23 protein-coding genes are annotated in these 21,051 nt (G+C 72.9%); 8 read left to right on the top strand and 15 right to left on the bottom strand.

Features of this window, described 5'->3' with window-relative positions; translation table 11 throughout:
* Positions 1–31: 31 nt before the first annotated feature.
* Genes OG335_RS05310 through OG335_RS05320 form a run of 3 tightly spaced genes read right to left on the bottom strand, consistent with a single transcriptional unit; the run spans position 32 to position 2,191 of the window.
* Positions 32–1,075, bottom strand: a complete 1,044-nt coding sequence (locus tag OG335_RS05310) for an ArsO family NAD(P)H-dependent flavin-containing monooxygenase (protein WP_405009822.1) — start codon at positions 1,073–1,075, stop codon at positions 32–34.
* A complete protein-coding gene (locus OG335_RS05315) occupies positions 1,072–1,827 on the bottom strand; it encodes an aquaporin (RefSeq protein ID WP_405009823.1) in 756 nt (251 codons plus the stop codon). The genes OG335_RS05310 and OG335_RS05315 overlap by 4 nt, the downstream gene beginning before the upstream one ends.
* A gap of 52 nt (positions 1,828–1,879) precedes the next feature.
* On the bottom strand, positions 1,880–2,191 hold the full coding sequence (locus OG335_RS05320; RefSeq protein ID WP_405009824.1) for an ArsR/SmtB family transcription factor: 312 nt from the start codon (positions 2,189–2,191) through the stop codon (positions 1,880–1,882).
* Positions 2,192–2,294: 103 nt separating this feature from the next.
* On the opposite strand from OG335_RS05320, the gene OG335_RS05325 reads away from it, so the two are divergent.
* Entirely contained in the window at positions 2,295–2,714 is a 420-nt protein-coding gene (locus OG335_RS05325; RefSeq protein ID WP_405009825.1) for an arsenate reductase ArsC, read from the top strand.
* A gap of 4 nt (positions 2,715–2,718) precedes the next feature.
* Entirely contained in the window at positions 2,719–3,705 is a 987-nt protein-coding gene (gene trxB, locus OG335_RS05330) for a thioredoxin-disulfide reductase (protein WP_405009826.1), read from the top strand.
* A gap of 128 nt (positions 3,706–3,833) precedes the next feature.
* On the opposite strand, the gene OG335_RS05335 is transcribed toward trxB, so the two are convergent.
* From OG335_RS05335 to OG335_RS05345, 3 genes are all read right to left on the bottom strand, one after another.
* Positions 3,834–4,523, bottom strand: a complete 690-nt coding sequence (locus OG335_RS05335) for an ATP-binding cassette domain-containing protein (protein ID WP_405009827.1) — start codon at positions 4,521–4,523, stop codon at positions 3,834–3,836.
* On the bottom strand, positions 4,511–6,226 hold the full coding sequence (gene pstC, locus OG335_RS05340; protein ID WP_405015315.1) for a phosphate ABC transporter permease subunit PstC: 1,716 nt from the start codon (positions 6,224–6,226) through the stop codon (positions 4,511–4,513). Before pstC ends, OG335_RS05335 begins: the two co-directional genes overlap by 13 nt.
* Before the next feature lie 119 nt (positions 6,227–6,345).
* Positions 6,346–7,263, bottom strand: coding sequence for a phosphate ABC transporter substrate-binding protein (locus OG335_RS05345; protein ID WP_405009828.1), 918 nt, complete (start codon positions 7,261–7,263; stop codon positions 6,346–6,348).
* A 255-nt stretch (positions 7,264–7,518) separates the two neighbouring features.
* On the opposite strand from OG335_RS05345, the gene OG335_RS05350 reads away from it, so the two are divergent.
* The gene (locus OG335_RS05350; protein ID WP_405009829.1) at positions 7,519–7,911 is read left to right on the top strand and encodes an ArsR/SmtB family transcription factor; all 393 of its coding nucleotides are present in this window, start codon (positions 7,519–7,521) and stop codon (positions 7,909–7,911) included.
* Between the two features lie 50 nt (positions 7,912–7,961).
* Here the strand turns inward: OG335_RS05350 and OG335_RS05355 are convergent, their stop codons facing one another.
* The 5 genes from OG335_RS05355 to OG335_RS05375 are packed head-to-tail and all read right to left on the bottom strand — an operon-like array spanning position 7,962 to position 12,243.
* A complete protein-coding gene (locus OG335_RS05355; protein WP_405009830.1) occupies positions 7,962–8,669 on the bottom strand; it encodes a glutamine amidotransferase-related protein in 708 nt (235 codons plus the stop codon).
* Positions 8,666–9,079, bottom strand: coding sequence for a hypothetical protein (locus OG335_RS05360; protein ID WP_405009831.1), 414 nt, complete (start codon positions 9,077–9,079; stop codon positions 8,666–8,668). Before OG335_RS05360 ends, OG335_RS05355 begins: the two co-directional genes overlap by 4 nt.
* Entirely contained in the window at positions 9,076–10,599 is a 1,524-nt protein-coding gene (gene gpmI / locus OG335_RS05365) for a 2,3-bisphosphoglycerate-independent phosphoglycerate mutase (protein ID WP_405009832.1), read from the bottom strand. Before gpmI ends, OG335_RS05360 begins: the two co-directional genes overlap by 4 nt.
* Positions 10,596–11,900 (bottom strand): 3-phosphoshikimate 1-carboxyvinyltransferase, encoded by a 1,305-nt coding sequence (gene aroA / locus OG335_RS05370; protein WP_405009833.1) that lies wholly within the window; start codon positions 11,898–11,900, stop codon positions 10,596–10,598. Before aroA ends, gpmI begins: the two co-directional genes overlap by 4 nt.
* 31 nt (positions 11,901–11,931) lie before the next feature.
* Complete coding sequence (locus OG335_RS05375) at positions 11,932–12,243, bottom strand: hypothetical protein (RefSeq protein WP_405009834.1); 312 nt, start codon at positions 12,241–12,243, stop codon at positions 11,932–11,934.
* A gap of 591 nt (positions 12,244–12,834) precedes the next feature.
* Here OG335_RS05375 and OG335_RS05380 point away from each other — a divergent pair.
* Positions 12,835–13,767 (top strand): LuxR C-terminal-related transcriptional regulator, encoded by a 933-nt coding sequence (locus OG335_RS05380; RefSeq protein ID WP_405009835.1) that lies wholly within the window; start codon positions 12,835–12,837, stop codon positions 13,765–13,767.
* A 268-nt stretch (positions 13,768–14,035) separates the two neighbouring features.
* Here OG335_RS05380 and OG335_RS05385 read toward each other — a convergent pair whose 3' ends face one another.
* The 3 genes from OG335_RS05385 to OG335_RS05395 all read right to left on the bottom strand — a co-directional run bounded on the left by OG335_RS05385 (position 14,036) and on the right by OG335_RS05395 (position 16,623).
* Positions 14,036–15,637, bottom strand: a complete 1,602-nt coding sequence (locus OG335_RS05385) for a GNAT family N-acetyltransferase (RefSeq protein ID WP_405009836.1) — start codon at positions 15,635–15,637, stop codon at positions 14,036–14,038.
* Between the two features lie 95 nt (positions 15,638–15,732).
* A complete protein-coding gene (locus OG335_RS05390; RefSeq protein ID WP_405009837.1) occupies positions 15,733–15,987 on the bottom strand; it encodes a hypothetical protein in 255 nt (84 codons plus the stop codon).
* A 294-nt stretch (positions 15,988–16,281) separates the two neighbouring features.
* The gene (locus OG335_RS05395; RefSeq protein WP_405009838.1) at positions 16,282–16,623 is read right to left on the bottom strand and encodes a metalloregulator ArsR/SmtB family transcription factor; all 342 of its coding nucleotides are present in this window, start codon (positions 16,621–16,623) and stop codon (positions 16,282–16,284) included.
* A gap of 114 nt (positions 16,624–16,737) precedes the next feature.
* On the opposite strand from OG335_RS05395, the gene OG335_RS05400 reads away from it, so the two are divergent.
* Positions 16,738–17,823, top strand: a complete 1,086-nt coding sequence (locus OG335_RS05400) for a permease (protein ID WP_405009839.1) — start codon at positions 16,738–16,740, stop codon at positions 17,821–17,823.
* 308 nt (positions 17,824–18,131) lie between these two features.
* Here the strand turns inward: OG335_RS05400 and OG335_RS05405 are convergent, their stop codons facing one another.
* Entirely contained in the window at positions 18,132–18,512 is a 381-nt protein-coding gene (locus OG335_RS05405) for an ArsR/SmtB family transcription factor (RefSeq protein ID WP_405009840.1), read from the bottom strand.
* A 138-nt stretch (positions 18,513–18,650) separates the two neighbouring features.
* Between OG335_RS05405 and OG335_RS05410 the strand changes: the two genes are divergently transcribed.
* The 3 genes from OG335_RS05410 to OG335_RS05420 all read left to right on the top strand — a co-directional run bounded on the left by OG335_RS05410 (position 18,651) and on the right by OG335_RS05420 (position 20,737).
* Positions 18,651–18,821: a hypothetical protein gene (locus OG335_RS05410; RefSeq protein ID WP_405009841.1), complete on the top strand. Its 171-nt coding sequence runs from the start codon at positions 18,651–18,653 to the stop codon at positions 18,819–18,821.
* Positions 18,822–18,871: 50 nt separating this feature from the next.
* Entirely contained in the window at positions 18,872–20,089 is a 1,218-nt protein-coding gene (locus tag OG335_RS05415; protein ID WP_405009842.1) for a pyridoxal phosphate-dependent aminotransferase, read from the top strand.
* A gap of 159 nt (positions 20,090–20,248) precedes the next feature.
* Positions 20,249–20,737 (top strand): protein phosphatase, encoded by a 489-nt coding sequence (locus OG335_RS05420; protein WP_405009843.1) that lies wholly within the window; start codon positions 20,249–20,251, stop codon positions 20,735–20,737.
* Positions 20,738–21,051 lie beyond the last annotated feature (314 nt).

Here is a 21,051-nt window from a genome sequence, read left to right on the forward strand (position 1 = left end):
TTGCAACCCTCCGCCCCGGTGCCGGGGAGGGTCAGCGCAGGAGGCCGGAGATCTCGGCGACGGCGGTGCGGGCGGTGCGGCCGACGCCGATGAGGGTGGCGGAGGCGGGTCCGGTCCAGTCGCCGTAGCCGAGGAGGTGGATGCGTCCGTCCTGGAGGGAGCGGGTGCCGTCGGTGGGGATCCTGCCGCCGGGGGCGCGCAGTGCGAGTGGTGCGAGAGGGGCGAGGTCGGGGCGGAAGCCGGTGCACCACACGACGGCGTCGCACTCCCAGGTGCTGCCGTCGCTCCAGCGGGGTCCTGCGGGTGTGAGCCGCTCGAACATGGGGTGGGCGTGCAGCAGGCCCGTGTCGCGGGCGCGGCGCACCGGATCGACGGCGACGATGTCGCCGAGGGTGGAGATGCCGGTGCCGTCGCCCTGGACGCGGCGGGTGGCGAGGTCGAACAGTGCGCGGCCGTCGATGTCGTCGGGCAGGAAGCGGGGCGGGCGCGGGGTCGCCCAGCGGACGGTGGCGGTGGGGGCGAGGTCGGCGGCGATCTGGGCGCCCGAGTTGCCGCCGCCGACGACCAGGACGCGCCGGCCGGTGAAGTCGGCGGCGGTGCGGTAGCCGTGGGTGTGGAGCTGCCGGCCGGTGAAGGAGGCCGTGCCCGGGATCGCCGGGATGAAGGGCCGCTCCCAGGTGCCGGTCGCCATGACGAGGGCGTCGGCGTGCCAGGTGCCGGCGTCGGTGCGGGCGGTCAGGCCGTGCGGGCCGCGCTCGATGCGCTCCACGCGAACCGATCGCTGCACGGGCAGGTCGTAGCGCTTCTCGTAGTCGGCGAGGTAGGCGGCGACGTGCGCGGCGTCCGGGTACTCCCCACCCGCCTGGTGGGGCATCGGGCGGCCGGGCAGGGAGGCGTAGGCGGCCGGGGAGAACAGGCGCAGGGTGTCCCAGTAGTGCTGCCAGGCACCGCCGGGGCCCGGGGAGGCGTCGAGGATCGCGAAGTCCAGTTCGGCGCGCCGCAGGTGGTAACCGGCGGCCAGGCCGGCCTGGCCGCCGCCGACGACCAGGACCCGGGCGTGCCGGACCGTGCTCACGAGGCGTCGGCCCTGCGGCGCACGCGGTGCGTGAAGAGCAGCGCCACCAGGGCCAGACCCGCCACTGCGCCGATCAGCTGCATGCCGATGAAGCCGGGCAGGGAGGAGGGTGCGATGCCCGCGAAGGTGTCGGTGAACGCCCGGCCGATGGAGACCGCGGGGTTGGCGAAGGAGGTGGAGGAGGTGAACCAGTAGGCGGCGCCGATGTAGGAGGCGACGGCGGCGGGGGCGTGGCGCAGGTGGTCGGTCTTCGCGAGGCCGAAGATCAGCAGGATCAGGCCTGCGGTGGCGACGGCCTCGCCGAGGAGGAGGTGTCCGGCGGAGCGGTCGTGGGTGGACCACTGCACCAGCGCCTTGCCGAACATCGCGTCGGCGAGGATCGCGCCGCCGATCGCGCCGGCGATCTGCGCCGGGATGTAGGCGGCGACCTCCCGGGCGCCGAGGCCCTTCGGGTCCTTGCGGCCGGTCCACCACTCGGCGAGGGTGACGACGGGGTTGAAGTGCGCGCCGGAGACCGGGCCGAGGAGCAGGATCAGCACGCCGAGGCCGAACACGGTGGCCAGGGAGTTGGCGAGCAGTTGCAGGCCGACGTCCCGGGTGAGTTCGGTGGCCTGGATCCCGGAGCCGACCACGACCGTCACCAGGGCGGCGGTGCCGACCAGTTCGGCGGCGACGCGGTTGGCGAGCGGGACGGCGGGAGGTTCGACCGTGAGCGGGTCCGTGGTGTCGGGTCGGGCCTCTATGGCGCTCAAGAGGGCACTCCTCGTACAGGGGCGGGCTGGCCGCCGGGCGGGGGTGGGTGGTTCAGCAGGACCGCTTGCGGTTGTTCTCGGCGGCCTCGCGGGCGGTGGCGGCCAGCCCGGTGAACTCCGCCGCGACGGCTTCGAGGGCGTCGGGGCGGAGGGAGTAGTAGGTGAAGCGACCGCACGGCTCGGTGTCGACCAGTCCCGCGTCCCGGAGGATCCTGAGGTGGTTCGACAGGTTCGTCTGCCGGGCCCCGGTCTCCTCGACGAGGTGGGTCGTGCACAGCGCCTCCTGGGCGAGCAGCGCGAGGATCCGCACCCTCAGCGGGTCGGCCAGGGCCTTCAATACGTCACTGTCGACTGACATCACCATGGGCTGATACGTTAGCGGCCGTCGGGGAAAATCCCAAGCCGCACGGCCCGCCCGGGCCTGAGACGCACCGCGCCCCGCCGCGGGTCTCGATGAAGGAAGAACCATGCCCACCACCGCTTCCGCGTCCGTGCTGTTCGTCTGCATCCACAACGCGGGCCGCTCCCAGATGGCGGCCGGTTTCCTGCGCCACCTCGCGGGCGACCGCGTCGAGGTCCGCTCGGCCGGATCCGTGCCCGGGGAGCGGATCAACCCGTCCGCGGTCGCCGCGATGGCCGAGCTCGGCATCGACATCTCCGACCAGCGGCCCAAGGTGCTGACCACCGACGCGGTGCAGGCGTCCGACTACGTCATCACCATGGGCTGCGGCGACGCCTGCCCGTACTTCCCCGGCAAGAAGTACCTGGACTGGAAGCTCGACGACCCGGCGGGTCAGGGCGTCGAGGCGGTCCGCCCCATACGCGACGAGATCAGGAGCCTCATCGAGCACCTGATCGCCGAGATCGACTCCCAGACGGAGAAGTGACCCCATGACCGCTGTCCAGCACACCGCCGGTGACGTGCGCGAGGTCGTCATCATCGGCTCCGGCCCGGCCGGGTACACCGCAGCCCTCTACACCGCGCGCGCCCAGCTCAAGCCGCTGCTGTTCGGCAGCTCCGTCTTCGTCGGCGGCTCGCTCACCACCACGACCGAGGTCGAGAACTTCCCCGGCTTCCCCGACGGCATCGACGGCCCGCAGCTCATGGAGGACATGCGGGCCCAGGCGCAGAAGTTCGGCGCCGAGATGGTCGACGACGACATCGTCGCCGTCGACCTCACCGGCGACGTCAAGCTGCTGACCGACTCCGCGGGCACCGTGCACCGCGCGAGGACGGTGATCGTGGCGACGGGCTCCGGGTACCGCAAGCTCGGCATAGCGCGCGAGGACGAGCTGTCGGGCCGCGGCGTGTCCTGGTGCGCGACCTGCGACGGCTTCTTCTTCCGCGGCAAGGACGTCGTCGTGGTCGGCGGCGGCGACACCGCCCTGGAGGAGGCCACCTTCCTCACCCGCTTCGCCGACTCGGTCACCGTCGTCCACCGCCGTGACGCCCTGCGCGCCTCCAAGGCCATGCAGGACCGCGCCTTCGCCGACCCGAAGATCACCTTCGCGTGGAACAGCGAGGTCGCGGCGATCCACGGCGACCGGCTCGTCTCCGGCGTGACGCTGCGCGACACCGTCACCGGCGCCGAGCGCGAGCTCGCCGTCTCGGGGCTGTTCGTCGCGATCGGCCACGACCCGCGCACCGAGCTGTTCGCCGGCCAGCTCGGCCTCGACGGCGAGGGCTACCTGAAGGTGCAGGCGCCCACCACCCGCACCGACGTCCCGGGGGTCTTCGGAGCGGGCGACGTCGTCGACCACGTCTACCGCCAGGCCATCACCGCCGCCGGCTCCGGCTGCGCCGCGGCCCTGGACGCCGAGCGGTACCTGGCCGCGCTGGCCGACGTACCGGCGGAGGCTCTCGCGCCCGTCGTGTGACGCATGCGGCGGGGCCGCGCCCGCCGTGCGGGCGCGGCCCCGGAACAGACCCGGGCCCGGACCGTCGTAGTCGCGTCACGACGGACCGGGCCCGGCCCCACGGTGCTGCGGATCCCCGCATCCCGTACTCAGGCGGCCGCCGCGGAGAGCGCCAGGGTCTCCGGGTGCTCCAGGCTCACCGTGCGGTCGCACAGCCGCTGCACCTGCGCCGGGTCGTGCGAGACGAGCAGGACCGTGCGGTTGCCGCGCAGGGCGGCCACCGACTCCTCGACCGTGTCCCGGCTCCGCTCGTCCAGGGCGCTGGTGGGCTCGTCCAGCAGAAGGGCCGCCGGCTCCAGTGCCAGGGCACGCGCCAGGCACAGCCGCTGGCGCTGCCCGTTGGACAGGGCCTGGGCCGGGGAGTCCAGCCGGCCGCTGACCTCGTTCCACAGGCCCGCCTCCCGCAGGGCCTGCTCCACCCGGTCCCGCATCTCCGCCCGGGAGGCGCGCACCAGGTGCCGGAGCCCGAAGAGGGCGTTGTCCAGGATGCTGCCCCCGAAGACCACGGGCGTCTGCGGCACCAGGACGACGGTGCTCCTCAGGGCGGAGTCGCCCTTGCCGTATCGGATGGCCTGTCCCTGCACCTCGACGTCGCCGTCACGGGTGAGGCCGTGGGGCAGCAGGTCGACCAGGGCGCGCAGCACCGTGGACTTGCCGGCGCCGGAGGGGCCGCACAGGCCGGTGGTCGATCCGCCCGGCAGCTCGAAGGTGACCGGGCCCACCAGGGTCTTCCTGCCGTCGAGGACCCGCAGGTCGCGGACGGTTATCACGTTGTCCATCGTGCTCCTTCGAAGCGGTTGCGCAGGGCCGCCGCCAGGCCGAGAAATGCCGCGGTGATCAGGACAAGGACCAGTGCGCTGCCCCATGCCAGGTCGATCGCCTGCGGGGAGCCCGAGTCCTGGGTGAGGGTGAAGATGTGGGTCGGCAGCGTCTGGATCGGGGCGTCGACGATTCCGGTCGGCAGGGCGGGCGCCCCGAAGAACACCGTGGCGGTGAAGATCAGGGGAGCCGTCTCGCCCGCCGCCCGGGCCAGGCCGAGCAGCAGACCGGTGAGTGTGGCCGGCCAGGTGTAGGGGATGACCACCGAGCGGACGTACTGCGCACGGGACAGCCCCAGCGCCAGGGCGCTCTCGGTGAGTTCGCCCGGCATGCTGCGGATCCGGCCCGCGGTGGTCAGGGCGATGACCGGCACGACCACGGGGACCAGCACGATGGCCCCGGCGAGCCAGGACCTGCCCCAGCCCATGGCCGTGGAGAAGATGACGTACCCGGCAAGGCCCAGCAGGACGGTCGGTGTTCCGCCGACGGCCACGGTGAGGGTCTCCAGCACGCGTGCCGCCCTCGGGGAGGAGCGGGTGCCGGCCAGCACTCCCGCCCCGTAGCCCAGGGGCAGCGAGATCAGGCCCGTGGTGGCCAGCAGCAGGAGCGTGCCGAGGATCTGGTCGCGCACACCGCCGCCGTCCGCACCGGCCGAGGGCGAGAGCCAGAAGGCCGGGTTGAGCGCGGAGCTGCCCCGCACCAGGAGGATCCCGAACATCCCGACGAGGAGGGCCGCGGGCAGCAGCAGGGCTCCCGTCCGGAGGAGCGTCGCGAGCCGGTCCCGCGGGATGCGCAGCCAGGCGGTGGCCCGGTGCGTGCGCCGACCGCGCTTCGCGGTGCGGCCCTCCGCTCCGCGTGTGCCCCACACGGTGGCCGCGGCCACCAGGACGAGCAGGACGATGCCCAGTCCGCACACCGCCGCGAAGTAGGGGCCGGAGGTCCCTGCGAGCGTCGGCTCGGGGCCGGCCAGTTTGGTGGTCAGGGTCTGGCCGGGGTGGACCAGGGAGGAGAAGAAGCCCCCGATCGACTGCGGGAGCCTTCCGTCGGCCCGTCCTATGACGAGGAACACCGCGATCGCCTCGCCGAGGGCCCGGGCCAGGCCGAGCAGGACGCCGGCGCGCATGCCTGCTCGCGCCCGGGGCAGGACGGCGGAGCGTACGACCTCACGGCGGGTCAGGCCGAGGGAGTACGCGCTCTCCCGGTAGCGGCCGGGGACGGCTGCCAGGGCGTCCACGCTCACCGCCACGATCGTCGGCATGATCATCACTGCGAGGACGATGCCGGCGGCGAGCAGGCTGTCGCCGCCCGGCACGTCGCCCAGCGCGGCGACGAACGGCCGGATCAGCATGATGCCGATGAGGCCGTAGACGATGGAGGGCACTGCCGCCAGGAGTTCGACGCTCACCCGCAGGGGCCGGGCCAGGCGGGGCGGCAGGTACTCGGAGAGCGCGACGGCCGCCGACCAGCCGATCGGCACGGCCAGCACCAGGGCGAGGACACACACGACGGCCGAGCCGTAGATCATGGCCAGGGCGCCGAAGGCGCCGTTCAGCGGGCTCCAGGTCGACTCGCCGATCAGGGCGAGCCAGTCGACGTCGCCGCCGGCGATGCCGGTGGCGAGGTAGCCGATCAGCACCATCAGGGAGAGGGCCACCGAGAACATCCCGGTGTACGTCCATCCCCAGACCCATCTCGCCCGGCGCGGGCGGCCGCCCGGAAGGGGCGGCCGCGGCGCGGCGGGTCCGGGCGCCTCGGAAAGGCGCTCCAGAGTGATGCTCACGGTCACATCCCGATCTGCTGGCGGGTCAGGTAGCCGTGCTTGGAGAGCAGCTTCTGGCCTTCGGGCGCGAGGATGTAGTCGATGTAGTCCTTGGCGGCGCCCTGCGGCGCGCCGTTGGTGATCATGAAGAGCGGCCGGGACATGGGGTACTTCGCGGTCGCGATGTTCGCCTCGGTGGGGGCGATGCCCTCCAGCGACACGGCCACCAGGCCGTCGTGCCCCTCGATGAAGCCGGTCGACAGCGGGCCGACCGCACCCGGGGTGGACTCCAGCTTGTTGCGGGTCTCCTCGTTGCCGCCGACGATGGCGTAGTTGCCGGACTGCGGCGGCGCCGGCGGGGTCCCGGTGCCGTAGACGAACTTGTCGAGCACCTCGCGGGTGCCGCGGCCGGGCTCCTTGTCGTAGACGAAGACCTTCAGGTCCGGGCCGCCGACCTGCTTCCAGTTGGTGATCTTTCCTTCGAACAGGCCCTTGACCTGATCCTTGGTGAGGTTCTTGACCCCGCCGTCGGCGACCTGCTTGGTGACGATGATGCCGACCGCGTCCGCGCCGATCTGGGTGGGGACGAAGTCGACCTTGGGATAGTCCTTGCGGTCCTTGTCCGCCAGGGGCTTCGAGCTCAGCGCCACCTGGATCTGGCCCAGGCCGAGCTGGGAGATGCCGCCGGCCGAACCGCCCTGGGTGGCCACCGTGATCTTCAGGCCGCGGGACTTGAGGGCCTCGGCGGCGTCCGATGCGACCGGGGCGACGGTGGTCGAGCCACTGGCCTGCAGCGTGCCGGAGTCGGCGCTGGCGGAGCCTGCGCAGCCCGTCAGCACGGTGGCCAGGAGCAGCGCGGCGGAGGCGGCCAGACCGGCCTGCCCGTGCCTTCCGGTGGGACGGGGCGAGGTCTGGCGGATGTCGGTGGTGACAGAAGACATGGCGGTGCCTTTGCTGGTCAATGGTTGGTTGAGTGAGGGCCGGGGCGGTTGAACGACCCCCGTGATGAGGAGACTGCCCGGTGCAGGACCGGCGGGGAAGGGAGTTGGTGCGGCAGGAACCGCGTGCGGCACCCACCTGCCTCACACGGGGGGCTCCGGGGCCCGGCGCGGCCGAAACTTAACAACAGGCCAACGCCAGGCGAACAAGATGATCTGTGACGCCTGCGTGCCGTTGGCAGACGTAGGGTTGTCCGCATGCCCGCAGAACAGGTGACCGACAATCCCTCGGGGCTCCTGCCCTTCATCGACGAGGACCCGACCTGCGGGCCTCCCCTGGAGGTGGAGCCGCTGTCCAGGGAACGGGCGGAGGATCTCGCACGCAGCCTGAAGGGCATCGCGGATCCGACGCGGTTGCAGATTCTCAGCGTCCTGCTGGCCGCCCCGGACGGCGAGGCGTGCGTGTGCGACCTGACGCCGCTTCTGGGTGTGGCCCAACCCACCGTCAGCTACCACCTGAAGATCCTGGTGGACGGCGGGCTGGTGAGCCGCCGGAAGCGCGGCACGTGGGCCTGGTACGCGGTCAGGCCCGAGCGCCGGGCCGTGCTCGACTCGCTGATCTGGGGCGAGGGAACAGCGGCGGAGAGCTGAGCCCGGGCGGGCCGGGGCAAGACGTGGCCCGCCCGGGGCCGGCTGGAGGGTCAGGTGGTGACGGCCGCGTTGGCGCTCACCGCGGCCGTGAACGCCTGGATCAGCGGGTGGATGTTTCCGGGGCTCGAGACCAGCTCTGGCTGGAAGAGGGTGCCGACGAAGAACGGGTGGCCGGGGACCTCGGCGGCGCGCGGGGCGCCCTCGGTGTCCCAGCCGCTGAACAGCACGCCCGCGTCGGTGAGCTGCTCGATGAAGGCGGTGTTCAGGCCGTACTTGCAGTGGTAGGTCTCGGTGGTCTGCCCGGCCCCGTCGTACACGGCTGCGAGGCGGCTGTCCGCGGTGAGCAGCAGCGGCGCCTGCTCGCCGGCCAGGCAGCAGGACAGCGGCACGATGAGCGGCGTGGCGGCGTCGGGGTCGTACTGGACGTCGTCGGCGTCCTCCAGTCCCACGACGGTGCGGGCGTACTCGATCAGGGCGTGCTGGAAGCCGCCGCAGGTGCCCAGGTAGGGGATGCCGGTCTCGCGGGCGAGGCGGATCGCCGCCAGTACGCCGTCCTTGTTCTCGTACGGGCTGCCGGGTACGACCCAGATGCCGTCGAAGCCGGCCAGCGACTCGGGTCCGGTGATGGTGTCGGTGGGCACCCACTCGCTGTCCACGCCCAGTTCGGCGCGGATGGCGTCCAGGCGGGGGTGGGCGGGGGCCTTGCCGTGGTCGCCGACCAGCGCGAGGCGCGGGCCGGGGCCGGCCGTGAGGGTCACGAGGTCTCCTGCGGGGAATCGGCGGGGCAGCCGGGCCGGGGGTCGGTGAGGCGTCCGAGCTGGACGAAGCTGTCGGGTTCCAGGCGGGCGGTGATGCGTCCCTCGCGCTCGCCGCTGGTGCTGCGGCCGCCGAGGAAGAGCAGCGGGCCCGTGCCTTCGGGCAGCAGGTCCTCGGGGAGGAACTCCCGCACCTGTGCGGTGGGGTTGCGGACCGTCAGCACGTGGACGGTCGCGTCGGTGCAGGAGCGGATCTCGCCCTTCAGGTGGGGGCCGAGGTCCAGGGGGGTGACGGTGGCGCCGTCGCGGAAGGCGGCGGCGAACGCCGGGCCGCCGGGTGTGGTCGCCTCCGCGTCCGCCGGGGGGGCGGGCTCGGGGGCGGTGTCGAGGGCGGTGGGCAGGGTCGTGGTCACAGCAGGCTCCGGCCGGTCATGGCGGGGCCGCGGTCGCGGCCCAGCAGGTGAAGGACGGTGGGTGCGATGTCGGCGAGGGTGCCGCCGTCGACCGGGCGCTCGGGGAGGAGCTGGCCGGGGGCGGGCACGATGACGGCGGGGACGGGGTTGGTGGTGTGGCCTCCGTAGGGCAGGGGGGTGCCGTCGGGCCCGGGCTTGGTCATGCGTTCGGCGTTGCCGTGGTCGCCGACCAGCAGGACCCAGCGGCCGGTGGCGGCGGCGGCCCGCAGGATCCGCCCGACCTGCCGGTCGGTGTGCTCGGCGGCCTTGACGGTCGCCGGCAGGTTGCCGGTGTGGCCGACGACGTCGATGTTCGCGAGGTTCGCGACGACGAGGTCGATCTCGGGGCGGGCGGCCGCTTCGGCGACGGCGGCGGTGACGGCGGCCAGGTTCATCTCGGGGCGGGCGGTGTAGTCGGGCACCTGCCCGGAGGTGATCCTCACGTGTTCCTCGACGTCGCGCTTCCGGTCGTCGCGGCCGTTGACGTAGTAGGTGACGTGCTCGAACTTCTCCGCTTCGGCGATGCGCACCGAGCGCAGGCCGTGCTTCTCGAGTTCGTCGGCGAGGCCGCCGGAGGCGTCGGCGCGGCCGACGAGGGCGGGGATGGCGGCGCGGGTGTCGTACTGGGTGAGGCTCAGCACGGTGACGTGGGTGTCGGCGAGGTGGGCGACCAGGTCGTCGGCGAGCTGCTGGATGCGGTCGCTGCGGAAGTTGGTGAACAGCACCGCGTCCCTGTCGCCGATGGTGGCCGGCGCGGTGCCGGCTTCGTCGGTCAGGACGGTGGGGGTGATCCACACGTCGCCGTCGGTGGCGCCGGCCAGGATCTGCCCGCTGTCACGGGCCGTGGGGCCGCTGCCGTCCGCGATGGCCATGGTGACCTTGGCGGTCAGTTCCAGGTCGCCGCTCTTGTCCAGGCCGTAGCCGCGGCCGCTGACGGTGGCCAGCCGGCCCACCCCGGTGTCGGCGAAGAACCCCTCGACGCGCTCCAGGTAGTGGCCGGCGGTGCGGTCGGCGACGTCGCGGCCGTCGGTGATGGCGTGGACCCACACGGTGGTCACGCCCCGCTCGGCGGCGGTGGCCAGCAGGGTGCGCAGGTGGTCGACGCTGGCGTGGATCTGCCCGTCGGAGACCAGGCCGATCAGGTGCAGGGCGGCGCCGTCGGCGGCGACCTGGTCGAGGGCGGCGGTCAGCAGCGGGTTGAGGGCGAGTTCGCCGCCGTCGATCCGGCGCTGGACGAGGACGCTGTCGTAGTCCAGCGGCCGGCCGGCGCCGATGACCATGTGGCCGATCTCGGAGTTGCCGACGGTGCCGGGCAGCAGGCCCACCGCGGTGCCGGAGGCTTCCACCAGGGTGGCGGGGTACTTGGCGGCCAGACCGTCCAGGACCGGGGTGCGGGCCAGGGTCAGGGCGTTGCCCTCGCCCGCCTCGGCGTGGCCCCAGCCGTCCAGGACGAGCAGGATGCCCGGGCTCGCGGCGCTCACCGGCCGGCCCGCAGGGAGTCGAGGGTCTGCCAGAAGGTCGGGAAGGACTTGGCGACGCAGCCGGGCTCGTTGATGACCACGCCCGGGGTGCGCAGGCCCATGACGGCGAAGGTCATGGCGATGCGGTGGTCGTCGTAGGTGTCGATGACCGCGGCCCTGGGGGTGCCGCCGTGGATGGTCATCGCGTCGTCGAACTCCTCGACGGTGATGCCCATCTTGCGCAGTTCGGTGGTGACGGCCGCGATGCGGTCGCACTCCTTGACGCGCAGGGAGGCGATGTTGGTGATGTGGGTCCTGCCCTCGGCGAACGCGGCGACCGCGGCCAGGGAGGGCACGACGTCGGGCATGGCGTCCATGTCGACCTCGATGCCGTGCAGCCGGCCGCCCTTGAGGGTGATGGAGTTCTCGGTGACCTCGGTGTGGGCGCCCATGCGGCGCAGGACCTCGACCAGGCCGACGTCGCCCTGGTGGGAGGTGGAGCCGATGCCGGGGACGGTGACCCGGCCGCCGAGGATGGCGGCGGCGGCGATGAAGTAGGACAGGCCCGAGGCGTCCGGCTCGACGATCGCGTGGCCGCCCTTGAAGGACTGCCCGGCCGCCACCTTGAACCAGCGGTAGCCGTCGCGCTCGACGGTGACGCCGTGCTCGGCGAGGGTGGCGAGCGTCATCTCGACGTAGGGCTTGGAGACGAGCTCGTCGATGATCTCGATCTCGGTGTCCTGCTCGGCCAGCACGGAGCTGATGAGCAGGCTGGAGGTGTACTGGCTGGAGACGGCGCCCGAGATGCGGGTCCTGCCGCCGCGGAAGGTGCCGCCGGTGACGCGGATCGGCGGGGAGCCGTTGCCGCGTACCGCGACCGCCTCGACGCCCAGCGGCGGCAGCGCGGCCAGCAGGTCGCCGAAGGGGCGCTCCTGCATGCGGGCGTTGCCGGTGATGGTGGTGGTGCCCTCGGCCAGGCCTGCCATGGAGATGAGGAAGCGCAGCGGGGTGCCGGCGCCGCCGACGAAGACGTCCTGCTCGGGGGCGCGCATCGGGGCGCCGGTGGGGGTGATGGTGATGCGGTTCGCGTCGTGGTCGATGGCGGCGCTGACGTGGCCGAAGGACTCGACGGCGCGGGTGAAGTAGACGGTGTCGTCGGACAGCAGGGCGCCGTCGATGACGCCCTCCTTGCCGGAGAGGGCGGCGATGGCGATCTGCCGGTTGGTGTAGCTCTTGGAGCCGAGGACCTTCACGTCGTGGTCGATGGCGTCGAGGGTCTCGACGGTGAGCTGCTCGTCCTTCAGGCGCGGGTCGGTGCCCATGGTGCTGCCTTCCTCTGGCGTGTGATCTGTGTCACTTCGATGGCTGGTGCGGTGTGCTGGCGAAGTCGGTGGCCGGGGTGTCGCCGGCGATGCGCCAATGGCTGAGGGCGGGGCTGGAATCCAGGGCGCGGCGGCATAAGCGGCCGGCGGATCCGAGCGCCTTCTCCAGGCTCGGCGCACAGTGGAAGAAGGTGAGTTCCATGCGCCCTGGCATGGTCAGGGCATGGACGTGTTCGAGGCCGTCCCCGGGTCTTGCCGCCGCCCAGAGAATGTCGGTGACGAGAGCCGGTGCCACGTGGGTGGAGGCGGCTCGCCAGTCTGCGACGAGGGTGGCGGTGGACACGTGCATCGACTTCCCCTTCGTGCGGTACGTCCTGGTATGGACCAACCGGGGGGCACACCCGGACCCCGCGGCGGGGCGCGGCAGCCCCTGCGCGGTGGCCCGTCGGGCTCTAGCGCCTCCGCGACCCCGGGGCGAATCCGCCCCGCGGGGCGCTTTCGCCGCCGCGGTCGAGCGCTTTTCGCGCAGTGGGCACAGCTGTCCCCCGTCTCTTTCGAATGCGGGCCCGGCAAGGGATTCCCGGCGCTTGAGCGGAATGGTTTTCTCCGGATGCTTTCCGGGCTCCGCTCCGCCCTGGTGAGAACCAGTCTGCTGATGCCGCTGCGCGGCGGGAAGGCCTTCCGGCTGGCACGAACCGCGTCCGGCAGGCACCTGCCTGCCGTCACCCCGCGGACGCACAGGCGCGGCTGCCGAGGCCCGCACCCGGCCACCCCGCGCGAGAACACACCTTGAGGCCGGGGTCAATGACCTGTAAAGATCGGCCCTCACTAATGCAACGTCAGATTGTCTCACAATGCGAGACTCGGCATGAGGGGGCTCATGATGCTGGCAGGTCTGGGGCTGGACGCAGGAGCGGAATCCGTATACCGCCTCATGCTCACGCAGCAGGACTGGGGCGTGGGCGAGATCGCCCGCCACCTGCACCGCTCCGAGGACGACGTCCGCTGCGCACTCGACCGCCTGGCCGAGCTCAACCTCCTGCGCCGCTCCGCACAGGCACCCGGCGGACTCAGACCCGTCAGCCCGGACCTCGGCTTCCAGCTCCTCCTGCAGCGCCAGCAGGCCCAGCTCCTGCGCCAGCAGCAGGAGTTCGCCGAAAACCAGGCCGCCATCAGCAAACTCCTCGACGAGTACTCCGAGCTGCGCACCGGCGAACGGCACGGCGTGGAGTACCTCCAGGGCATCGAGGCGATCCAGCTACGGCTGGAGGAGCTCGCCCACCGCAGTAAGAGCGAGTGCCTCTCCCTCATGCCCGGCGGCGCCCAGAGCGCGGCCAGCCTCGACGCCAGCAGGCCCCTGGACTCCTGCCTCATGGGCCGGGGAGTGTCCGTGCTGACCGTCTACCTCGACAGCGTCCGCAACGACAACACGACCGTCGACTACGCCCGCTGGCTGCACGCCAGCGGCGGCGAGGTCCGCACCGCACCGGCCCTCCCGCTGCGCATGGTCCTCTTCGACCGCGAGGTCGCCCTGCTGCCCGTCGACCCGGAGAACACCAGGAAAGGCGCGGTGCAGCTGACCGGCCCCGGCGTCATGACCGCCCTGGTCGCGCTGTTCGAGGAGGTGTGGGCCAGGGCGGCACCCATCGCCAGCACCCCCGACCGCGACCAGGCCGGACTGACCGCCCAGGAACGCGAACTGCTGCGCCAGCTCGCCCAGGGAGCCACCGACGAGATCGCCGCGAAGAAACTCGGCATCGGCCTGCGCACCGCCCGCCGCATGATGTCCGACATGATGGCCCGCCTCGGCGCCCGCAGCCGCTTCGAAGCCGGCATCCTCGCCGCCAGAGCCGGCTGGACCGACTGAACCGCACACCGCCGGCAACGGAGGCCGACGGTCGCCCTGGACACCCGGCGGCCGGAGGACATCCGGCCGGGAGGCGGCGATCCGGCCGACCGCGGTGCAGGCGTGCCGGCGCAGCGCCGGGCGGAGGCACCTCGCGCCGGTGGCCGACGACGCTTTCGGCCGCGGCGGGTCGGGATGAGCGACTGCGCGGCGAGGCCGGGGCATGCCGCTGCCCGGCTCCGGTGCGCGGTGCACACCGGAGCCGGGCAGCGGCCGTGGTGGAGCGGGCTCAGCCGCAGCAGCCGCCCTCGGGCTGCAGGGGCTGGATCGGCTCGTAGGCGGTGTTGCCCAGGAGCCGGGCGCGCAGCCGGCCGACGACGCCGGCGGTCTCCTCCGCCTGTGCGCCGAGGGCCTGGCGGCGGGCCTCGCCGAAGGCTTCGTGCAGTTCGGCGACCTTCGGGCGCAGCGTTTCGTCGGCGGCCAGGACGACGGAGCGGATGCGGCGGGGGCGGAAGCCGCGCAGGCGCTTGGCCTCGTCCGCACCGGGTCCGGCCTCGATGGCGGTGACGCCCTCGGCGTAGGCGTCGCGCAGCGGACGGTCGAGCACGATCTCGAAGTAGATGCCGCTGCGCTCGCCGAGCAGGTCGTAGTCGAAGCCGGCCCACTTCACGAACAGGCGCTTGCCCTGGCGGACGGTCACCGACACGGCGGCGACCTGCTCGTCCTTGTGGGCGAGGTAGGCGCGGACGTCGGAGCCGCCGTCGAGCAGGGCGCCGAGCAGGGCGGCGATGTGGGCCTCGTCCTCGCCGCCGCCGTACTTCTGCCGGTTCTGGTTGATCAGCTCGGCGATGCGGCCGGCGAACGGGCGGATCTCCTCGCGGTCCAGGCGCTCGATGCGGGTGCCCGAAGCGGCGGCGCGGTCGCGGTCCTCCTTGATGCGGCGGCGCTTGCGGGCCGGCAGGGACGCCAGGTAGGCGTCGTAGGTGTCGTGCTGGAGGTCGAGGTGGTTGTTCTCGCCGTGGAAGGCGATGTGGCCGCCGTAGGCCTGGAGGGCGAGCGCGAGGACTTCGCTGTGCTCGCTGTCGTGCAGCCACGGGGCGACGATGGTGCGCACACCGGAGCCGAGGGCCTCGGGCACGATGCGGTCGACGAGGTCGGCGACCAGCAGCGGATCCTCGACCGAGGCGGAGGCCTCGCTGCGGTAGCCCAGCGGGGAGCCGAGCAGCAGGGCGGGGAAGAACGCGTCCTCGCCGAGCTTCTCCACGGTGTCGTTGGTGGTGTCGCAGCAGGAGGTGGCGGAGCAGCAGGCGACGGCGCCGGAGGCGGGCTGCCAGCCGAGGTAGGTTCGCGGGTCGGCGTCCACGACGGGCGGGGCGGTGAAGAGGAAGCCGGGCAGGAACGCGGTCTCCTGCTCGCCGCGGTCGGCGACGGTGTGCCAGGCCCGGGCGCCGTCGAGGCTGTCCTCGGTCGCCTTCAGCCAGGCGTCCCGCAGGTAGGGGGCGGGGTCGGTGGCCAGTGGCACCTCGCCCCCGAGGGCGGTGAGCGCGTCCGCGAGGCTCAGTCCCGTGCGCACCTGCGCCGGGTCCTCCTCCTGCGCGGGGCCGCAGCAGCCCGATGCCTCCGGCTCCGGCCCGGCCGCCGGGCCGCAGCAGCCCGACAGGGCCTCCACCGCGACCGGCTCCGGCCCGGCCGCCGGTCTGCAGCAGCCGGACGGGGCCTCCACCGCGACCGGCTCGGGCTCGGCGGCGGAGCCGCAGCAGCCCGAAGGGGCCTCCTGGACGGCGGACTCGGGTTCGGCGGCCGGGCCGCAGCAGCCGGTGGCCTCGGGCTGGTCGATCGTCAGGAGGGCGGGGGCCTCCTCGGTGGTGCAGCAGTCGGTGGTGGTGCTCATCGTGGTCTCCTCGCAGGGCGGGCGCCGGTGAACGGCTGGTGAACGGCTGTGGGATGCGACGGGCGGGGTGCGGCGGGTGGGCTGCGGCGTGGGGATCAGTCCCAGCCGGCGCCGTTGGTGGAGGGGGCGTCCAGGGGGGCCACGTCCCAGCCCGCGCCGTTGCCGGCGAGGACGGTGGTGGGCGTGCTGTCCCAGCCTGCGCCGTTTCCGGCGAGCACGGTGGGCACGACGTCCCAGCCCGCGCCGTTGCCGGCGAGGGTGGTGTGGGCGGCAGTGTCGAGCGCGGCGATGCCGAGGCCGGCGGCAAGGACGACGGCGGCGAGGCGGACCGGGGTACGCGCGACGGACATGGATCTCCCCAAGAGCGGTGACGGGTGTGTGGTGACCGGCTGCTCGGCGGGCCGGCTCCGGTGTCCCGGGGGCTTGTCGCCCTCCCGGTGTGCATGAGTCTGGCGAAGGCCGACGGGCCGGGGAAGGGATGACGCCTGGCATGAACCGCGTCCGGCAGGCACATGCCTGAAAGCGCACCGAGGTGTTGCCGATATGCGAACGAGGGCCGGTGGCCTGCGGGTTGTCCGCGGGCCACCGGCCCTCGTGAGGGGACGCGGCAGGAGGTGCGGGGTCCCGGGTCCGCGGGGCGGGTGTCAGCCGCGGGGCGAGGGGTCCAGGGCCTGGCACAGCACGCTGAGGCTGTTGGGGGCGATGCGGTAGTAGGTCTGCCGCCCGCGGCGCTCGCGCTCCAGGAAACCGGCCTCGAAGAGGACCTTCAGGTGGTGCGAGACGGTCGGCTGCGTCAGGCCCAGGGGCTCGGTGAGGTCGCAGGTGCAGGCCTCTCCGTCGGTCTGGGAGCGGATCAGTCCGAGCAGGCGCAGGCGCGCGGGATCAGCGACCACCTTCAGGGCGGCGGCGAGGTCGTCCGCGGCCTCCGGCGTGAGGGGACCGGACAGGACAGGTGAGCAGCAGAGCTCGGACACGAGGGTGGGCATGCGTCACGTAACGACGACGGTCTATGAATTGTTCCCACCGGACTCATTGACGTACATCGATATGTTCCGCCAGACTATGACCCATCGACAGCCGTCAATGAGTTGGAGCTCATCGTGCTTCACACCGTCCTCGACGTCCTCGGCCGCACCGGCATGGACGTCCTGCACTCCCTCCAGGACAACTGGCCGTTCCTGCTGATCAGCATCCTGCTGGCCTCCGCCATCCCCGTCTACGTCGGCACCGAGCGCCTGTCCTCCTGGCTGCGCCGCAAGACCTGGGTCGCGGTGCTGGGCGCGATCGCCCTGGCCACGTTCACCCCGTTCTGCTCCTGCGGGACCACCGCCGTCGTCCTGGGCGCGCTCGCCTCCAGCGTCCCGTGGGCACCGGTCGTGACCTTCATGGTGTCCTCGCCCCTGACGAGCCCGGAGGAGTACGTCTACTCGACCGGCCTGTTCGGCTTCGACTTCGCGACCACGTTCTTCGTCGCCGCCATGGTGCTCGGCGTCTTCGCCGGCGCCCTGACCTGGGCGATCGAGAGGACCGGGTGGCTCAAGGGCCAGGCCCGCATGGCCGGCGCCGAGGCATCGTGCTGCGGACCCGCCGAGCCCGCCGCCAAGAGCGAGCCCGAGGCCGGGGGCTGCTGCGGCACGAGCGAGGACGAGGCCCCCGGCGGCGGCGTCCCCGTGAGCGTGGGCACCGGCGGTGGCGGCCTGGCCCGCACCGCGCTGCTCAACCGCCCCACCGCACCCGCCCCCGTCGCGGCGCCGGCCGAGCCCGGCATCGTCGAGCGCTGGAAGCTCGCCGAGTTCGGCGCCGAGCTCAAGACGACCGCCCGGCGCATCGCCCTGTACTTCCTCGGCTTCGCCTCCCTGGGCTACCTGCTCATCGAGGCCCTGCCCACCCGCTTCCTCACCGACTACCTCGGCGGCGACTCCCTCCTCGCCGTGCCGCTCGCCGCGCTCATCGGCATCCCCGTCTACCTCAACTCGGACGGCTCCCTGCCCCTGGTCGCCACCCTGATGCACGGCGGCATGGGCCCCGGCCCCGCCCTGGCCTTCCTGGTCACCGGAGCCGGCACCAGCATCGGCGCCATCAGCGGCATGCTCCTCATCGCCCGCATCCGTGTCGTCGGCCTCGTCGTCGGCATCCTGTTCACCGGCGCCGTCGCCCTCGGCTACCTCGCCCCCCTCTGGCTCTGACACAAGGCGGCACCGAGCACACCTGAGCAACGACGCACCGACGGCAACGGCCCGCCCCCGGCTCCAGGGGGCGGGCCGTACCGCGTTGCGGACCGCGCCCCCGTCGGCACCCGGCGCGGATTCCTCCCGTAGCCGTCCGGGGCACCGAGGCAGGGCCCGCGGGCGTCCTCGACGCCCGGCGCCGGGTCGAGGGCAGCAGCAGGCGCCCGTGGGGGGCCGGAGCCGGACCGGACGGCGCCGGAGCCGGGAGCAGGCCCCACGAGTCCCCGGGGCCGGGTGACCGGGGCGCTGCCGCGCAGGGCCGTACCTCAGTCGGCCTGCGAAGCGATGCGGGAGTCCGTGGAGCGGGCGAGTCCCATGGCGGTGAGCTGGCCGACGACCGCGCCCAGCCTCTCGGGCCGGACGTAGTAGTAGACCTCGTTCGCGCGGCGCTCGCTCGCCAGCACCCCGGCCTCGCGGAGCTTCTTCAGGTGGTGGCTGACCGTCGGCCCGGTCACGGAGAAGGCCGCGGCGATCTCTCCCATGTTGACCTCGCCGGCCGGGCAGCAGGCCACGATGCTGGCGATCCTCAGCCGTACCGGGTCGGAGAGCGCCTTGAACACTGCGGCCAGGTCGTCCGCCTGAGCCGGTGTCATCGGCACGGCGCAGCAGGAGTCGGCAGAGGAGACGGGAAGAGGCTGTCCGATCATGTGTCCAATGTGGCGGATCCGGGCCGCACGCGTCCACCACGCATGGCGCCGGGGCCCGCACCCCTCCAATCCATTGACACTCATCTATGAGTTCTGCCAGACTTGACCCATCGACAGGCATCTATGAAAGAGGTTCGCATGTCCATCCGTCACTCCCTGCGCCGGATCTCCCTCACCCGCAGAAACACCCGGCAGGCCGGGATCCGGTTCTGCGACGGCTGCAGCGAGGTCACCGACGCCGCCGCCCGCGCGGTGGCCCACCGGCGCAGCCAGGAAGCCAGGATGAGCCTGCGCGTCACCCGCATCTGACGACCGTTCCGCACCCCGACCGGCCACCCTTCCCGAAGGATCCCGTGAGCATGCCCGCCCGCACCGCACCCCGCCTCGCCGCCCGCGCCGCCGCCATACCGCCCTCCGCGACGGCCGCACTCGACGCCCGCGCGAAAGCCCTGATCGCCTCCGGTGCGGACGTCGTCAACCTCACCAGCGGCGAGCCCGCCTTCCCCACCGTCCCGGAAGCCGCCCGCGCCGCCCGCACCGCCATCTCCGAGGGCCGCACCACCTACACCCCCGCCGCCGGCATCCCCGAGCTTCGCCAGGCCGCCGCCGACCACCTCAACCGGCACGGCACCGCCTACCGCAGCAGCGAACTCGTCATCACCGCCGGTGCCAAGCAGGCCCTCCACCACACCTTCACCGTCCTGCTGGAGCCCGGCGACGAGGTCCTGCTGCCCGCCCCCTACTGGGTCAGCTACCCCCACCTCATCGCGCTCACCGGTGCCCGCGCCGTCCCCGTCCAGCCCGGCCCGGGCCTCAAGGTCACGCCGGGCGCCGTACGCGCCGCCGTCACCGACCGCAGCCGCGTCCTGCTCCTCAACAGCCCGGCCAACCCCTCCGGCGTCGTCTACAGCCGCGACGAACTCGCCGCCCTCGCCCAGGTCGCCGTGGACCACGACCTCACCATCGTCAGCGACGAGATCTGCGACCACTGGGTGTTCGGCCGGGCCTCCTTCACCTCCGTCGCAGCCCTCTCACCCGAGATCGCCGAACGCACCGTCACCATCGGCGGCGTCTCGAAGACCTACGCCATGACCGGATGGCGCATCGGCTGGGCAGCCGCCCCCGCTCCCGTCGCCGACGCCGTCACGGCCCTGCAGAGCCACACCTCCTCGGCGCCGTCCTCCATCTCCCAGCACGCCGCGCTCGGTGCCCTCACCGCCGATCTGCGCCACGAACTGGAGCAGCGCCGCAGCGAACTCGACCGGCGCCGCCGCATCACCGTCCAGGCCCTCGGGAACGCTCCCGGCATCCGCGTCGACGGCGACCCCGACGGGGCCTTCTTCCTCCTCGCCGACGTCACCGGCACCTACGGCAGCCAGAGCGCCGGACGCACCATCACCAGCGCCGCCGACTTCGCCGAACTCCTCCTCACCCAGGCCAACGTCGCCGTCGTCCCCGGCGCCGACTTCGCCGCCCCGCACCACGTGCGCATCTCCTACACCGTCCCCACCGCCCAGCTCCGCGACGCACTCGACCGGATCACCCGCTTCACCCGAGCCCTCACCACCGGCGCCTGACCCCTCACGCCCGTGCGCGGACTCGTACGGGGTCGCCTACGCCCCCGGTGCTCCCACCTGCCGTGTCCCACGGCTCGTGACGCGGGCACGAGGTGCCCGAGGCGCAGAAGATCACGTCAGCGCTCGACCACGCCGTCGTTCCTCAGGAAAAGGATCAAAGTGAAGGCCCGCCGGAAAGACCGCGACATCCCCGAGCCCATCGAGCCCTGGAGCGAGATCCGACCAGGGCTCTGGATGGGCGGGCACTTCTGGACCGACCCGACCGGCGAAGAGCGGCCGGCTGTCGCAACTGACGAGTTCGACCTGGTCATCAGCCTGTTGACCCGCGCGGGCCACGGTCCGCACCCGGCGGTCCGGCACCTGATCACCGAGCTCCCGGACGGACCGCTCACCGCCGACCAGATCGACGCCGTCCAGGAGTCGGCCCGCACGGCGGCACACGCCCTGCGAGACGGCCGCACCGTACTCGTGCGCTGCCGCTCCGGCTACAACCGCTCCGGACTGGTCGCCGCACAGACCCTCGTCGAGCTGGGCCACGACCCCGACGCGGCCATCAGCCTCATCCGGCGGCAACGCTCGCCCCGGGCACTCGGCAACGAGACCTTCGTGCAGTACCTCACCACCGGCTTCGCACGGCCTGCCGCCTGAGAAGGCGGGCCGCGACACGGCGGGCGGGTGCTCCAGCCGCGGTCGTGGTGGAACCGCGGAGGACGCGGACGGGGCAGGCCGTCCGTGGCCCCCGTGCCGGCCCGGTACCGGTCGTCGGGCAACGTCCCGAACGCGGCCCGGACCTCCGGGGCAGGACTCGTCCGCTCGGACCGGGCCGCCACGCCACGCCACGCCGGACGGCTGCCGGACCGCCTCCGGGAACGGCATTCCACCGCTCGTGCAGGCCGCCGGGAGGGCGCCCGGGGCTGCGAGTCGCTCGGCCCGTCGGACCGTCGGGCGTGGTACGACTGACC

The organism is Kitasatospora sp. NBC_01539, assembly GCF_045040525.1.
In the GTDB taxonomy this organism is placed as follows: Bacteria; Actinomycetota; Actinomycetes; order Streptomycetales; family Streptomycetaceae; genus Kitasatospora.